The 14730-nt window shown below is 71.3% G+C and carries 14 protein-coding genes; 9 read left to right on the forward strand and 5 right to left on the reverse strand.

Annotated features, from left to right (window positions below):
- Nucleotides 1-4: 4 nt before the first annotated feature.
- Together J2S43_RS09565 and J2S43_RS09570 are read right to left on the reverse strand one after the other, a co-directional pair.
- Nucleotides 5-307: a hypothetical protein gene (locus J2S43_RS09565; protein ID WP_306828454.1), complete on the reverse strand. Its 303-nt coding sequence runs from the start codon at nucleotides 305-307 to the stop codon at nucleotides 5-7.
- An 11-nt stretch (nucleotides 308-318) separates the two neighbouring features.
- Nucleotides 319-1158, reverse strand: coding sequence for a hypothetical protein (locus tag J2S43_RS09570; protein ID WP_306828455.1), 840 nt, complete (start codon nucleotides 1156-1158; stop codon nucleotides 319-321).
- A 132-nt stretch (nucleotides 1159-1290) separates the two neighbouring features.
- On the opposite strand from J2S43_RS09570, the gene J2S43_RS09575 reads away from it, so the two are divergent.
- The 5 genes from J2S43_RS09575 to J2S43_RS09595 all read left to right on the forward strand — a co-directional run bounded on the left by J2S43_RS09575 (nucleotide 1291) and on the right by J2S43_RS09595 (nucleotide 7346).
- Nucleotides 1291-2352 (forward strand): ATP-binding protein, encoded by a 1062-nt coding sequence (locus J2S43_RS09575; protein ID WP_306828456.1) that lies wholly within the window; start codon nucleotides 1291-1293, stop codon nucleotides 2350-2352.
- A gap of 1 nt (nucleotide 2353) precedes the next feature.
- Nucleotides 2354-4144 carry a vWA domain-containing protein gene (locus J2S43_RS09580; protein WP_306828457.1) on the forward strand — a complete coding sequence of 597 codons (1791 nt, stop codon included), beginning with the start codon at nucleotides 2354-2356 and terminating at the stop codon, nucleotides 4142-4144.
- Nucleotides 4145-4331: 187 nt separating this feature from the next.
- A complete protein-coding gene (locus tag J2S43_RS09585; protein ID WP_306828458.1) occupies nucleotides 4332-6038 on the forward strand; it encodes a ferredoxin reductase family protein in 1707 nt (568 codons plus the stop codon).
- Between the two features lie 65 nt (nucleotides 6039-6103).
- Entirely contained in the window at nucleotides 6104-6604 is a 501-nt protein-coding gene (locus J2S43_RS09590; protein WP_306828459.1) for an FMN-binding protein, read from the forward strand.
- 25 nt (nucleotides 6605-6629) lie between these two features.
- Nucleotides 6630-7346 (forward strand): FAD:protein FMN transferase, encoded by a 717-nt coding sequence (locus J2S43_RS09595; protein ID WP_306839233.1) that lies wholly within the window; start codon nucleotides 6630-6632, stop codon nucleotides 7344-7346.
- A 181-nt stretch (nucleotides 7347-7527) separates the two neighbouring features.
- On the opposite strand, the gene J2S43_RS09600 is transcribed toward J2S43_RS09595, so the two are convergent.
- A complete protein-coding gene (locus J2S43_RS09600; RefSeq protein WP_306828460.1) occupies nucleotides 7528-8466 on the reverse strand; it encodes a hypothetical protein in 939 nt (312 codons plus the stop codon).
- Nucleotides 8467-8621: 155 nt separating this feature from the next.
- Between J2S43_RS09600 and J2S43_RS09605 the strand changes: the two genes are divergently transcribed.
- Nucleotides 8622-9416 (forward strand): AfsR/SARP family transcriptional regulator, encoded by a 795-nt coding sequence (locus J2S43_RS09605; RefSeq protein WP_306828461.1) that lies wholly within the window; start codon nucleotides 8622-8624, stop codon nucleotides 9414-9416.
- 1206 nt (nucleotides 9417-10622) lie between these two features.
- Here the strand turns inward: J2S43_RS09605 and J2S43_RS09610 are convergent.
- Together J2S43_RS09610 and J2S43_RS09615 are read right to left on the reverse strand one after the other, a co-directional pair.
- Entirely contained in the window at nucleotides 10623-11237 is a 615-nt protein-coding gene (locus J2S43_RS09610; RefSeq protein ID WP_306828463.1) for a hypothetical protein, read from the reverse strand.
- A gap of 154 nt (nucleotides 11238-11391) precedes the next feature.
- The gene (locus J2S43_RS09615) at nucleotides 11392-12786 is read right to left on the reverse strand and encodes a glycoside hydrolase family 19 protein (RefSeq protein WP_306828464.1); all 1395 of its coding nucleotides are present in this window, start codon (nucleotides 12784-12786) and stop codon (nucleotides 11392-11394) included.
- Nucleotides 12787-12984: 198 nt separating this feature from the next.
- Here J2S43_RS09615 and J2S43_RS09620 point away from each other — a divergent pair, with 198 nt between their 5' ends.
- Genes J2S43_RS09620 through J2S43_RS09630 form a run of 3 tightly spaced genes read left to right on the forward strand, consistent with a single transcriptional unit; the run spans nucleotide 12985 to nucleotide 14730 of the window.
- Nucleotides 12985-13680 carry a hypothetical protein gene (locus J2S43_RS09620; protein WP_306828465.1) on the forward strand — a complete coding sequence of 232 codons (696 nt, stop codon included), beginning with the start codon at nucleotides 12985-12987 and terminating at the stop codon, nucleotides 13678-13680.
- A 24-nt stretch (nucleotides 13681-13704) separates the two neighbouring features.
- Complete coding sequence (locus J2S43_RS09625; RefSeq protein ID WP_306828466.1) at nucleotides 13705-14019, forward strand: hypothetical protein; 315 nt, start codon at nucleotides 13705-13707, stop codon at nucleotides 14017-14019.
- A complete protein-coding gene (locus tag J2S43_RS09630; RefSeq protein ID WP_306828467.1) occupies nucleotides 14020-14730 on the forward strand; it encodes a DUF8175 domain-containg protein in 711 nt (236 codons plus the stop codon). It abuts the gene before it with no gap.

Consider the following 14730-nt stretch of genomic DNA (forward strand, 5'->3'; position numbering starts at 1 on the left):
CTGCTCAGGCCGTGAACAGCAGCGCGGTCGCGGCCAGCAGCGCGATCCCGAACACGCCGTAGACCACCGGCAGCACCACGCCGCTGACCCGGCCGACGCCGAGCGCGGAGCGCCGGGACAGCGCGACGGCCAGCGGCAACCCGGCTAGATAGGCGCCCTCCAGGGCCCAGGCCACGCCGGTACGCACGCCCGCGCCCGCGCCGAGCGAGCCCGCGACCCAGTCGCCCAGCAGGTAGGGCCAGCCGAGCACGAGCACACCCAGGGTGAGCGCGACCACCACGGTCCCGCCCCATCGCACGTTCGTCATGATCTCCGCCGTCAGCTGTAGAGGTCGCGGCCGTAGCGAGCGGCCAGATCGCGGTAGGCGGAGACGAACCCGCTGTCCAGGTCCGAGACGGGGGATGGGACGGCCGGTGCGCCCAGGTCGTCGAGGGCCGCGCGGGTGTGGCGGGCCGCGTCGCCGAACTCGATCTCCCGGATCAGCCCGGCGCCGGTCTCGGCCGCGTTCCGCAGCGCCGTGAGGTGCCGCTTCACCTGACCGTCGAGGTCGGACCAGAGCGCGTCCGCGCGCTCGCCCTGCTGCCGGGCCGCGCGCACGGCCGGGCTGTCCGCGGGCAGGTCCGCGTCGCTGTGCCGGTCCAGCCCGGTCCAGATCTCGCGCAGGCGTTGCCGCTGGACGAGCAGCGCGGCCAGTTCCTCGATCGAGCGGCCGAGCGCTCGCGCGCTGTCGCCGGACGGCAGCGCGACCCGGTGCGCCCAGACCCGCTGGGCCAGCCGTACCGCGGTGTGCAGGTCGTCGCGGTCCTCGTCGGAGGTGAGCACGTGCACGTCCGTGCCGCGCACGAGCCGGGCGAGCCGGTTCGTGCGCCGGTAGGCCACGCCGAGCCAGCCGAACGCGGCGAGCAGCGCCACGCAGGTGACCCGGGCCGCGACCGGCAGGTCCAGGATCGCCAGCAGCGCGCAGAGCAGACCGAGCCCGAGCACGCTGATCATGCGGCCGGCCAGCGCGTCGCCGTGCCGGCCGAGCCGGGCGCCGGCCGGCAGCCGCACCTCGGTCAGCCAGCCGCGGCGCACGCGCCTGCCGCCGGGCACGGACACCGGCCGTGCGGAGACGACCGTGCGATCCGGGTCGGAGAGCAGGTAGGTCTGTGACGCCATCGGAACCTCCTGCCGCGGGCCGTCGAACGTGGGTTCCGGTCCATCGGCTGCCGGGCCGTACCCGCGAGGGGTTGTGCGACGCCCCACAGAATTGCGTGGAAACCTCAGGTGAGAGCGGGCAGCATGGCGGGCATGCGCTCGGCCGTCACCGTCACCCCCGCCCGTCTTCCCGAGCTGCTGCTGCACGTGTCCGTGGTCCGGCCGGTGTTCGTCTGGGGCGCGCCCGGGATCGGCAAGAGTTCGCTGGTCCGGGACTTCGCGGCGTCGCTCGGGCTGGAGTGCGTGAGTCTGGTGGGCACGCAGCTGGCCGCGGAGGACCTGATCGGCGTGCCGGAGCTGCGGGACGGGCGGAGCCGGTTCGCGCCGCCGGAGACGATCGCCCGGGACGAGCCCTACTGCCTTTTCCTCGACGAGCTGAACGCGTCGTCGCCGGACGTGCAGAAGGCGTTCTACTCGCTGATCCTGGACCGGCGGATCGGCGCGTACGAGCTGCCCGAGGGCTCGATCGTGATCGGCGCGGGCAACCGGAGCACGGACGGTGCGCTGGCGCGGCCGATGGCGAGCGCGCTGGTCAACCGGCTGCTGCACGTGCACCTGCGGGCGAGCGTGGACGACTGGCTGGCGTGGGCGGGACCGGCCGGCGTCCACCCGTGGATCCTCGGTTACCTGGCCGAGCGCCCGGATCAGCTGTGGGTGGAGCCGCCGAAGACCGAGGAGGTGTTCTCCACGCCGCGCAGCTGGCACATGCTCTCCGACGCGCTGCACTCGTTCGGCGACACGATCGACGAGGAGACCGTGCGGGTGCTCGCGCACGGCACGCTGAGCCCGCCGCACGCGGCCGGCTTCGCCGGATACTTCAAGATCATTCGGCATCGGTACGGGCTGGAGGCGATCGTCCGCGGCGACGCCGGCTGGCCCACCGCACCCGCGGACCGGGACCTGCTCTACTTCCTGGCAGAGTCGCTGCGCTCCCGCCTGATCAAGGACCTGCCCGCGGCCAAGGAGCACGGCTCGCCGAACCTGCGGCAGTTCGCGCACCGGGCCAAGGCCCTGCTGGTCGAGCTGGCCGAGATCTCCCTGGAATGCGCGCAGCTGGTCATCGCGGCGGACGACGACGGCGTACCGGTGCTGCCGTCCTGGTTCCTGGTCGAGGTCAGCCGGGACCTGCCGCGGCTCGTGGCGGCGCGGACCTGACATGACCAGGAAGAAGAAGCCGGAACCGACCGTCGCGGACCTCGCCTGGCGGGCGGTCGCGGCGCACCCGATGTTCGCGCCGATGACGGACGACTACCCGCGCGCCGGTTTCGCGCTCTCCGGGCACGCGTCGCTGGGGGAGCGCCGCACGTTCGCCACCGTCGACGTGCGCGGGCAGATCGTCGGCGGGAAGTGGGCGCTGCGGCACACCGAGGCGGAGTGGACCTGGGTGTTCGCGCACTGCCTGCTGCACCTCGGCTTCGGGCACGTCACGACCGCGCACGACGAGTTCGGGGCACGCGCGGCCTGCCTGGCGGTGACCCGGTTCCAGCGCGCGGTCAAGCTCGGCACCGAGCCGATCCTGCTCCCGGCCGACCTGCCCGCGCTCGACGAGGAGGTCCTCGCGCGGCAGTGGCGGGCGCGCGGCGCGGTACCGGACGACCTGACCGCGACCGGGACCGGCGGCTTCGACGACTGCCTGAACCGGGAGGTGCCGGCGCCGCGCACCGGGCCGGAGGACTGGCCGGGCCGGTTCGCGGTCGGGCTGTCCGCCGCGGCGACCGCGGCGGTCGAGGTGGCGGCCGGTGCGCGCGCCTCGCTGACCGACCCCGGCGGGGGAGCGCGGAAGCCGTGGCAGCGCGCGATGGGATGGTTCGCGTCGTCGTACCCGCTGCTGGGTGGTCTGGCCTCGGGCTTCCGGATCGTGGCGGACGTGCCCACGGCGACGCGCTTCGAGATCGGCGTCGCGGCCGTCTCGGCGTCGGCCGGGGAGATCTACATCAATCCGCTGCGGACGATGGGCGAGGCGCAGTGGCGGTTCGTGCTGGCCCACGAGATGCTGCACGCGGCGCTGCGCCACGGGGATCGAGCGGGAGGCCGCGACCCCTACCTGTGGAACGTGGCGGCCGACTACGTGATCAACGGCTGGCTGGTCGAGATGGGCGTCGGCGAGGTGCCGGACGGCGTGCTGCACGACCCGGACCTGGCCGGGCTGTCCGCCGAGGCGGTCTACGACCGGATCGCGGGTGACCTGCGCCGGCTGCGGCGACTCGGCACGCTGCGCGGCCAGGGCAAGCCGGACATCCTGGGCGATCCGCTGCCCTGGGCGCGCTCACCCGGCGGGGGCGTGGACCTGGACGAGTTCTGCCGGCGGGCGCTGCTGACCGGGTACGCGTACCACCACAGCCAGGGCCGGGGGCTGCTGCCGGCCGGGCTGGAGGCGGAGATCCGGGTGCTCGAGCATCCACCGCTGCCGTGGGACGCGCGGCTGGCCCGCTGGTTCGACGAGTTCGTGCCCGGACCGGAGCCGCGCCGGTCGTTCGCGCGCCCGTCCCGGCGGCAGGCGAGCGCGCCGCACATCCCGCGGCCGGGCAGGTGGGTGCCGGACGAGCCGACGCCGCGGCACACGTTCGGCGTCGTGCTGGACACGTCCGGCTCGATGAACCACGAGCTGCTCGGCAAGGCGCTCGGCGCGATCGCGTCGTACGCGACCGCGCGGGACGTGCCGGCGGCGCGGGTGGTGTTCTGCGACGCGGTCGCCTACGACGCCGGATATCTCACGGTCGACGAGATCGCCGGGCGGGTCCGGGTGCGCGGTCGTGGCGGCACGATCCTGCAACCCGGCGTCGACCTGCTGGAACGCGCGCCCGACTTCCCGGCCGCGGCACCGATCCTGATCATCACGGACGGGTGGTGCGACGCGGTCCGGGTCCGGCGCGAGCACGCCTACCTCACCCCGGCCGCGGCCCGCCTGCCGTTCACGCCGCGCGGCCCGGTCTTCGAGGTCCGCTGAACCCCGTTGCCCTTGATCACGAGGGTGATCACCTGGTGGGACAGTGCTGGGTCGGAAACCATCCGAACGGCGTCAAATCGCCTTCGTGGCCGTGATTTTATGGATCTTGTGATCCGAGCGGCGCCGCGCTGCGTACCTCCTGCAGACGGCCTCTCTGCTGGGGGCCCGGCAGGGGGTAGAGAGAACAGTGGCGCAGGGACCGCCGACGACCTCATGGGTACGGTACGACGACGCCGGAGGAGGCGCACGTCGTGGCTCCCGTGAGTCATATGACGACCAGCCCGCCCACGACGACCAGCGCGGTTACGGTGACCAGCGGAGTTACGGTGACCAGCGGGGTTACGAGGAGCGGGGCGGCTACGACGAGCGGGGCGGCTACGACGAGAACGGCCGCTTCGAGGCCCGCCGGTACGATCAGCCGGCCGCGGCGTGGGAGGCCGGCTCGGGCGCGTACGCGCAGCCCGAGACGCAGCAGCAGCCGTGGCGGCGCCAGCCGGCGGACGCCTTCGAGGACGCGCCGGCCCGCAGCCGCGCCGCCAGCCGCGCGGTGGCCGACGCCGAGGGTGACGAACCGGACAACCCCTTCACCGGTAACCGTCTCTTCACGGTCCTGCTGTTCCTCGGCGGCCTCGGCACCAGCGTCTCGCTCTGGATCTTCGACACCCAGCCGGGCGCGGTCAGCGACCTGCCCACGCTGATGATGGCGATCGGCCGCGTCACCGGCCTGATCGGCGGCTACCTGCTCTTCATGCAGCTGCTGATGATGAGCCGGGTCTCCTGGCTGGAGGACTGGGTCGGCTCCCGCGACCTGCTGCGCTGGCACCGCGGGCTGGGCACGTCGCTGTGCGTCTTCGTGATCGCGCACATCGTCTTCATCGTGTACGGGTACGCGCTGCTCGCCGAGACCGACGTGGTCACCCAGGCCTTCACGATCATCACCACGCTGCCGAAGATGGTCGAGGCGCTCGCCGCCACCGTCATCATGATCTTCATCGCGCTGATCTCGATCCGGGGCCTGCGCCGGCTGCTGTCCTACGAGATCTGGAAGGGCATCCACCTCAGCGCATACCTCGTGCTGCTGCTCGGCTACGGCCACCAGGTCGCGGCCGGTGCGGACCTCAGCGGCCGGTTCGCCTCGATCTTCTGGCCCGGCCTGAGCGCGCTGGTCATCTCCGCCGTGGTCTGGGGCCGGATCATCGAGCCGCTCTGGATGAACCTGCGGCACCGCTTCGAGGTCGTCGAGGTGGTCAACGAGGGCCGGGACAGCTTCTCGATCTACGTCGACGGGCGCGGCCTGGACAGGCTGGGCGCGCGCGGCGGGCAGTTCATGCGCTGGCGGTTCCTGACCGGCGGCGCCTGGTGGCAGTCGCACCCGTTCTCGCTCTCCGCCGCGCCGAACGCGCAGTGGCTGCGGCTGACCGTGACCGCGGTCGGCAAGTACACCGAGCGCCTCGCCGAGCTGGAACCGGGCACCCGGGTGTGGTTGCAGGGCCCGTACGGCACGTTCACGGCGGAACGGCGCACCCAGCGGCGGGCGCTGCTCATCGCGGGCGGCAGCGGCATCGCGCCGATCCGCGCGCTGCTGGAGGACATGCCGTCCGGCACCACCGTGATCTACCGGGCCAGCCGGCCGGACGAGGTGGTCTTCCGCGACGAGCTGGAGGAGCTGGCCGTGCGGCGCGGCGCCCAGGTCTTCTTCGTCGTGGGCAGCCGCAACGAGCCTGGGCCGCGCCGGCTGTTCACCACGAACGGCATGAAGGAGCTGGTGCCGGACGTGTCCCAGCGTGACGTCTACCTGTGCGGGCCGCCCGGCCTGGTCGACGCCGCGGTCGACCTGCTGCGCGAACTCGAGGTGCCGAACGGGCAGATCCACCTCGACCCGTTCGAGTTCTGAACCGTCCGCGCGCGCTTCGCGTACCCCCTGATGACCTTGCTTTTTGATTCTAAGGAGATCCTCCGGTGCGACGCAGTACGGCAGCGGTCCTCGGCACTCTGGCCGGCGTTGGCATGATCTTCGGCGTCCGGATGGCCGCCCCCACGCAGGTCGTCCCGGTCGCGGAGGACGCGCCCGCGGAGGCCCCGGCGGACGCGCCCGCGGAGCCGGACCAGGGTGACGAGGCCGCCCCGGACGAGGAGCCGGCCCCGGACGAGGAGCCGGCCGACGGGGGTGCCGGGGGTGGACTCACCGACGGCGAGTTCCGCGGCACCGGGTCGAAGTACGCGTACGGGACGATCCAGGTCACCATCACGGTCAAGGACGGCAAGGTGTCCGCGGCCGACGCGACGTACCCGACCGGCGGGGACAGCGCCACGATCAACCCGCCCGCGATCGAGGCGCTCAACGAGTCCGCGCTGAACGCGGAGAGCGCGGACGATTTGGACGCGGTCTCCGGCGCGACGCTCACCACCGGGGCGTACCGCAAGTCGCTGCAGGCGGCACTGGACAAGGCGCAGGGCTGAGACCGTGCGCCACGTCGAGATGGTCATGGGGACCGCGGTCAGCATCGAGCTGGCCGCGGACCGCCCGGACGACGAGCTGCGGTCGCTGATCGCGGACGTGTGCGGATGGCTGCACGAGGTGGACGCGCGGTTCAGCACGTACCGGGAGGACAGCGAGGTAAGCCGCATGGGCCGCGGCGAGCTGACCTCCACGGACTGCCACCCGGACCTGCGGCACGTGCTCGGCGCGTGCGCGGACCTGTGGCGGGCCACGGACGGCTACTTCGACGCCTACGCGGGCGGGGTCCTGGACCCGTCCGGGTACGTCAAGGGGTGGGCGGTCGAGGAGGCGTCCCGGCGTCTGGCGGCGGCCGGGTGCCACACGCACTACATCGGCGCGGGCGGCGACATCCGGGCCCGCGGCGACCGGGTCTGGCGGATCGGGGTGCGGCATCCGTGGGACGAGACGAAGGTGGCCTGGAAGCTGGCGGTCACGGACGCGGCGGTCGCGACGTCGGGGACGTATGAGCGCGGCGGCCATGTGATCAACCCGCGGACCGGGAAGCCGGCGCACGTGCTGCGGTCGGTGACCGTGGTCGGGCCGGACCTGACGCTCGCGGACGCGTACGCGACGGCGGCGCTCGCGATGGACGGCGAGGGGCTGCGGTATCTGGAGAAGCTGGCGACCGACGGGTACGAGTCGGCGGCCGTCACGTCGGACGGGCGCGCGTTCACGTCGGCCGGGCTGCCGGTCGCGTCGTAGTCCGCCGCCGGTGCGGGGTTCTCGGCGTGGCCCGGCCGCGGTGACGACCCCGCGGCCGGGCCCGTCACCGCGGGTGCGGCCTGGCATGACGGCCATCGTCCGGGCGCGGCTTGATGCCCGCTCGCAGACGACTTGGAACGCCGGGCGTGGTGCCCGGCGTTCCACCCGCCTGATCGGTGACTCAGAGGAAGCGGACCGACTCCACCTGGTCGTCCAGGCCGGTCTCGGCGAGGTCGTCGACGTCGCCGTTGACCGTGAAGGACTTACCCTTGCAGTCCTTGTCCGCCCAGATCTTCACGCTGCCGGTCGCCGTCATCGACGACGCCTCGTTCGCGGTCGTGGTCAGGTTCTTGCAGCCGGGACCGGTCACGCCCTCGGAGAAGCCGCTGTCGGCGAAGCCGGGCTCGCTGAAGAACGTCACCGAGGCCGCGCCGCCCGTCGCCGGCGCGGCCGGGGACTCCTCCACGATGATGCCCGGCTTGTCCCCGGCCGGGTCCTTCAGCACGGCCTTCTCACCGGTCGGCGTGATGCCGAACCAGGTGCCGCCGACGCCCTGGCCGTTGATGTCGCCGAGCGTGGTGTCGGCCGCCTTGTCCTTGTTGCCGGCGAACCGGTACATCGGCCAGCCGTACAGCGTCAGCTGGACCTGGCCGTCGGCGCGCACGACGTACCCGACCGCGTCCTTCTTGATGCCGGCGACGAACACCTTGCCACCGTTCTTGATCACTACGGGCGGCCAGACCTTCGCGCACGCGTCGTCGCAGGTCGCCTTGGACGGCTTCGCCGTGTCCTCGTCGAACCGGTAGAGCGTCAGCCCGGCGCCGTTGACCACGACCTTCTTCAGCGGCGTCGCCTTGGTCGCGTTGAGCTGCACCCACGCCTTCGCGGACTCGGCCGCCTCGCCCTCCGGCGCCGGCCCGCCCTCCGGCACCGCCCAGTCACCGGTCTTCGGCGGCGCGTCGTTCGACTTGGCCGTACCCGAGACGAGGTTGAGTTCCCCCTCGACCGCGCTCGGTGCCGGTGCCGGTGCGCCGGCGTCGCCGGTCCCGCCGCACGCGCTCAACAGAAGGGAACCGGTGAGCAGCAGCGCGGTGAACGCCGCCGATCGCTTGCCTGACATGCCACTCCTTGATCAACCGGCGGGTACCGCTCACCCACCGCGAAGGTGATCAACACGCTCCCGCCCGGATGTCAACGGCACGACGACGGCGCATGGACGACCCGATCCACACTTCAGTCACAAAACGTTCCGGTGGGTGTGGATACCGTCCCCCGATGATCGACTTCTCCCTGCTCGGACCGGTCCGCGGCCGGCACCGCGACCGGGAACTGGACCTCGGCTCCCCGCAGCAACGCACCGTCCTCGCCATCCTGCTGCTGCACGCCGGCACCCCGGTCACGCTCACCCGGCTCGCCACCGCGCTCTGGGGCGACACACCCCCGCCGGCCGCGCCCGCGACCGTGCGCACCTACATCTCCCGGCTCCGGCAGGCCCTGGCCGGCACGGACGTCTCGATCACGTCCTCCGACAGCGGCTACGCGCTGCCGCTCCCGTCGCTCGCCACCGACGTCGCACACTTCCGCCGCCACACCGGACTCGCGGCCGCCGCCACCCGCGCCGGAGCGCACGCCACCGCCGCGATGTCCCTGCGGTCCGCGCTGGCGCTGCGCCAGGGCACCATCCTGGCCGGGACCTTCGGCCCCTACACCGACGCCCAGCGGGTACGCCTCCAGCGGCTGCTCCGCCAGGCCGAGGTCGACCGCCTGCACGCCGAGATCCGCCTCGGCCACGCCGCCTACACCGCACCGGACATCGCGCTGATGCTCGCCTCCGAGCCGTTGAGCGAGGACCTGAACGCGCTGATGATGATCGCGTTGTACGCCAGCGGCTGCCGCGCCGCCGCCCTCGCCCACTACCACCAGTTCGCCCGGCACCTCCGGACCGACCTCGGCACCCGCCCCGGCCCCGCCGTCACCACCGTCCTCCACCGCCTCCTCACCGGCGACCCGGAACTGCTGTATCCCGTGACTCCGGGCCATCCCGAACGCCCGGTGGCCGCCGCCTCGTAGCGTGGTCCGCCTGGACCGGCGCACCGTCACGCTGCACGACGTCAGTGGCCCCGGCTACTCCCGCCGCGTGTGGGGCGGTGCTCGGCCCGGCCGGCACGCCCACCATCCAGGGCCAGAGCCTCAGCCGCGACGCGGACTTCTTCGAGCACGAGTGGGCGACGACCGTCGCCGCCCCGCGCGGTCCCGGCGCTGGCAACCGCGCTGAACGCCACCGACGTGCTCGACGCCCTGGCCGTGCTCTACACCTACGACTACTGGAGCCGCACCGGCGACTGAGATCCATCGTGATGCCTGCGATGACCGCGAATTTAATCGCCCATGGTGCATGATGGCCTCTGCGCGGCCATCATGAGGCTTATTCAGCGCGGCGAGCCAACGCCGCGTTGCCGCAGGCCGGGCTGGCGACGCTGAATAAGCCTCCATGCACCATCCGCGAAACGTCAACGACCTTTGAGGGTTATTCAGCACGTTACGCATTAACAGCGCTGGTCTGCGGCGACGGGGCGTCGGCTCGCCCCGCTGAATAAGCCTCCTGGATTACAGATCCTCGGCGCGTTGATCACGGCGCTGAAAGGTCGGTAGCCCGGATCTTCGGGCGGGGCCCGACACCGCGTGAGGTCGCGGTCCAGTTCGAGAGCGTTCCTGGCGCGATGCTGAAAGGCCGGAGCGTTCCGGGTGGGGAGCGTCCCGCACCCGGTGCCGGAAGGTCGGCAGTGCTTCCCGGCTGCGTGATTGATCATGCGAAACGACTAGTGATACATGGCGCACCGTATGAGTGCCTCATACGGTGCGCCATGTATCACTAGTCGGATTCGAGGGCGACGGCCGGGTGTCTTTAAGGCGATATTTCGGGGCGTTGTTCCCGTAGTGCGCGCGGCGTTGCCACATGCTGGTGGGGATGTCCCGTCATGCGGAAGATCAGCTGGTTATCGGGACCGATCTTCCGCGATGCGGGGTCGATCTTTGGGTCAGAAGCAGGCGGAAGGTGAGGTGCGGGTGAGCCGTCATGATCCTCGGGTCGCGAGGTTGCTTTCGATTTTCTCGGAGGCTTGTTCAGCGCCGCCCTCGTCAGACCGCGCGGCCTGCGGCGACGCGGTGCCGGTACGCCGCGCTGAATAAGCCTCTTGAGGCTTATTCAGCGGGCGAGCCGAAGCCGCGTCGCCGCAGGCCAGGGCCGCCTGCGCGTAACGTGCTGAATAACCCTCCCTATCGGTTTTGAGTGGTGGGGGTGCTGCCCAGGTTGACGCTCTGCTGGCTTCCGCTGAGGCTCGGCGGCAGGTGGGACGGTGGGAGCTGCGTCGGTGAGCTCGTCAAGGTCGTGCCCGCGCCCGCGGCTTGGTGCAAGGGCAATATCGGCGCTTGCGGGACGCTGGTGTAGCCCTGGATGAGGGCGTTCATCGTGCCGGTCACGGACCGGTACGTGTTGGTAACAGACGCCTTGAACTGCGCCTTGTCCGTGTCTGACGCCAGGTTGATTGCGTTGGCGACAATGCTGATTCCCATTCCCGCTTTCTTGAGCTGGTCATGGTTGATCTTGTCTCCGACGAGGGTCAGGACGTCGCCGACAGCCGCCACGAAGGCGGAGCCTGCGTGGACCGTGTGGTCGTACTGTGCGGTCTGGTACATCTGATAGGCGGTCTCGAGACCGCGGAGCCCGTTCGCCACCGCGCTCGCACCGGCTGCAGTCAGCTCGGTGGTGTTGCTCTGCGCTGCCGTTCCGATACCTTTCAGAATCAGAAGTCCCGTGTTGATCTTTCTCCACATCTCATCGACATTGCGATTTCCGGTGGTCTCATTGGTTGCGGCCAGGGCGCTTCCCACGGCGGTCGTGCTTCTGCGAATTGGGTTCGGTCGCTGCGCTGGAGTGCTCATTGTTCCTCCGGTGGGGGATCGAGGATGATTCCTCTTGCGGATCAAACGGATGTTGTTCCGTGCCGGTTCAGGCGGACCAGCGGTGCGGCGGGCTGCTTACGGGTCAACATTCCAGGCGGTCGCCGGGGGTGACGCCCAAGATGCGGGTGTATTCGCGGTAGGAATTGACGCGGTTGGCGATGGCGGCGGGCTGACCGCCGTGGCATTCGAGGATGCCGTTGATGCTGCGGATGGTCTCGCCGAAACCGGAGCCGTTGGTGATCGCCGCGTGCGGGGTCATGGTGCCGGCGCCGGACTGGGTCATCCAGAACCACAGCGCGGTCTGCCACGCGACCGACGCGTTCGTCATCACCAGGTCCGGGTTGTTGAGTAGATCGAGGTTCAGGGCCTGGCCGGCCGCGTGATAGTTGGTGTTCCAGGAGAGCTGGATCGGGCCGCGGCCGTGATAGGCGGTGTGGCCGGCCGGGCAGCCGTACGGGGCCTGCGCGTTGCAGTAGTTTCCCCACGCGGACCGGTTGATCTCCTCGACGTAGCGCAGGCCGCCGCTCTCCTGGTTGACGTTGGCGAGGAACGCGGCGATCTCGCGTTTGCGGGTCGTCTCGTCGCCGGTCTGGCCGAACGCCGGATACTTCGCCATCGCGGTCATCAGGCCGGCGTACGTGTAGAACGGGATCCGGCCCGGGAAGATCTGGTTGAACGCGGCCTCGTCCAGTTTGCCGGAGCTGCCCGGCGGCGGCACGTCCTTGCCCGGCAGCTCCGGTCCACCGGTCATGAACCGCGGGAAGAGCACGCGCACGCGGTACGGATACGAGCTCACGTCCGGCACCGGCATCCCGCCGCGCCGCTCGACCTCGGCCAGCCCGATGTCGTAGGCGAGCAGCGCCAGCGTGAGCCGCTCCCCGGCGGCCCTGCCGTCGTCGATCAGCTGCTGCACCGCGTCGCCGAGCTCGCAGAGGTACCGCGCCTGGGCGAAGATCGAGTCGACCGGGTCGAGTGCGGAGGCCTCGCCGCTGTCGTCGTCGTCCTCGCCGAGCCGGTCGAAGACGTCCGGCGGCAGCTGCGAGATGCCGGTCTCGCCGTTCGGGCCGACCTTGGCCGGGTCGAAGCCGGACTCCTCCATGATCTGGGCGGCCAGGATCACCGCGCTGATCATGGTGCACTGGCGGCCGGCCTCGCGCAGCGGCTCGACCAGCGCCGGGTCCGGGATGTTCTCCGCCGACAGCTCGCTGTGCGGGTCGCCGCCGAGCAGCACGTCCGCGACGAACGGGCCGTTGCTGGCCGACGGGTCGGCGGGCGCGGCCAGGCCGCCCACGCCGACGATCAGGGCCAGCGCCAGCAGGCAGATCAACGCGAGCACCAGGACCGGTAGCAGGCCCAGCACCGCGACGGCGATGCCGATGGCCTGGGTGGCGTCGATCGGCTTGCGCTCGCCCGGCCCGGCGCCCTCGGCCGCGGCGCGTGCCGCCCGTGCCGCCCGTCCCGCACCCTTCGCAGACATCCGCTCGCCACGCCCCTCGCCTCGGTCGACACGAACCCAACGGAGATGCCGCCGGGGCGGTTCAGGACGGCTGCCGGAGCGCCGTGAACCGATCCGAGCGGATCTCCGTTGGGTCTGCGTCGCGTAATCGGAAACGTGGCCGGTGAACGCATTCCGAGCGCACTGAGACACAGTGGACAGTGATTGGAGGGAGGGTCGGTGGGTGCCTTTTCGAATCGGCTCGGTGCCGTACTGGCGTCGGCGTCGGTGTTCGTGATCGTTCTTCTGGCCGTGCCGTCTCCACACGGCGCGACCGCGGCCGGCGCGGGCGCCCGGGTCGAGCATTCGGTCCGTATCAAGAACAGTGGCGCCTACACGGTGAACGCCTGTATCAGGAGCAAACTCGACGGTCCCGACTCCGACGCCCGGCGGTGCACCGGCAACAAACTCGTGGCGCAGAGCGAGACCATCACGGTCGACGACCGGGGCGCCGGTGTGTTCCTCGACTTCTACATCCAGGCTGGTCCGTCCCACAAGGGATACGACGCGACCGGGCGGCACTGGTGCACGTTCTCCGGGACGGTGCAGGGCGCGAAGATGGAGTGCGAGTCGGTTCCGCGGCCGGCCGTCACGCAGCCGGTGCCGACCATCATCGCGTTCGATCCGTCCTCCGTGCAGGACGACGAGGGCCGGCGCGTCGACATCAATCTGCTCAATCTTCTCGCCTGGAGTGTGTCCGCCTCCGGTGTGGTCGGAATTCTGATCGTCGGGCTGAACATGACGTTGCAGATGCGCCGCGGCGACATGGGATTCGGGCCGGACCAATGGCGACAGCTCACGATCGTCGGCATCTCCTGCATCATCGCGGTCGCGGTGGCGCCGATCCTCACGTTCCTCGACATAAAGCTTCCCTGATCAAAACTGCGAAAAGAGGAAACCGTGTTCTCGATCCACCGCTCTCTCGCCGCGTTCGGTGCGTTCCCCGAGGTCGAGGTGCCGTCGCCGGACCGTGGCGGTGCCGCACCCGCGGACCTGGCGACCATGGTGACGACCGCGATGAACCTGATCGCCTGGGCCGGCACCGCGGCCGGCGTCGTCGGCGTGCTGGTCACCGGCACCATGATGGCCATCTCCCACCAGCGCGGCGAGAGCTCCGAGCACATGAGCCGGCTCGGCCTGGTGCTGGGCGGCTGCATCCTGGTCGCCACGGCCGGCCCGATCGTGCAGTTCTTCTTCGACGCGCCGGGGGCCTAGGTGGGCAGCAGGTTCGAGACCGATCCGCCACCGTTCTGGCGGCAGCGGGGCTGGCTGGTCCCGGCGGTCTCCTTCGCGGTGCTGCTGTGCGGCGGCGGTGGCTTCCTGGTGCTGCGGGACGAGCCGGTGACGGACGCCGCACCGCGCCCGGCCGGCACGGTGCTGGTCGACGGGCGGCCGGACGGCTGCCGGACCGACGACTCGATCCAGGACGCGCCGGCCGGGCCGCCCGCGGACGTGACCTGGCGGGAGCTGAACGGCGCGCGGGTGCCGCTGTCCGCGTCGGCCGGCCCGATCCGTACCGACGGCCCGGTGCTGTGGTGTTTCGCGCACACGCCGGCCGGCGCGGTGATGGCCGCGCACGTCATCCCGCGGCAGCTGAGCGGCGGTGACTGGCGCGCGGTGGTGGAGCGGCAGGTGGCGCCGGGGCCGGGCCGCGAGATCTTCGTGGCGATGCGGTCCTCGCTGGACGACGCACCGGCCGCGCACACCGCGGTCACGGTCGCCGGGTTCGCGCTGAGCGTCTACACCGCGGAGCGCGCGACGGTACGCGTGCTGGTGCGTCTGGCCGGCTTCGGTGACGCGGCCGCGGACTACCGGCTGGCCTGGTCGGACGGTGACTGGCAGGTGGTGCCGTCCTCCGCGGGCGAGCTCTACACGCCGCCGGCCCCGGTCACCACCACGGCCGGCTTCATCCTGTGGGGAGCGTGA

Origin of the sequence: Catenuloplanes nepalensis, assembly GCF_030811575.1 — a bacterium.
Lineage (GTDB): Bacteria > Actinomycetota > Actinomycetes > Mycobacteriales > Micromonosporaceae > Catenuloplanes > Catenuloplanes nepalensis.

Excerpts from the sequence above, each read along its gene's own strand:
- J2S43_RS09565 (WP_306828454.1), bottom strand. The coding sequence starts at position 307 with ATGACGAACGTGCGATGGGGCGGGACCGTGGTGGTCGCGCTCACCCTG.
- J2S43_RS09570 (WP_306828455.1), bottom strand. The coding sequence starts at position 1,158 with ATGGCGTCACAGACCTACCTGCTCTCCGACCCGGATCGCACGGTCGTC.
- J2S43_RS09575 (WP_306828456.1), top strand. The coding sequence starts at position 1,291 with ATGCGCTCGGCCGTCACCGTCACCCCCGCCCGTCTTCCCGAGCTGCTG.
- J2S43_RS09580 (WP_306828457.1), top strand. The coding sequence starts at position 2,354 with ATGACCAGGAAGAAGAAGCCGGAACCGACCGTCGCGGACCTCGCCTGG.
- J2S43_RS09595 (WP_306839233.1), top strand. The coding sequence starts at position 6,630 with ATGGGGACCGCGGTCAGCATCGAGCTGGCCGCGGACCGCCCGGACGAC.
- J2S43_RS09600 (WP_306828460.1), bottom strand. The coding sequence starts at position 8,466 with ATGTCAGGCAAGCGATCGGCGGCGTTCACCGCGCTGCTGCTCACCGGT.
- J2S43_RS09605 (WP_306828461.1), top strand. The coding sequence starts at position 8,622 with ATGATCGACTTCTCCCTGCTCGGACCGGTCCGCGGCCGGCACCGCGAC.
- J2S43_RS09615 (WP_306828464.1), bottom strand. The coding sequence starts at position 12,786 with ATGTCTGCGAAGGGTGCGGGACGGGCGGCACGGGCGGCACGCGCCGCG.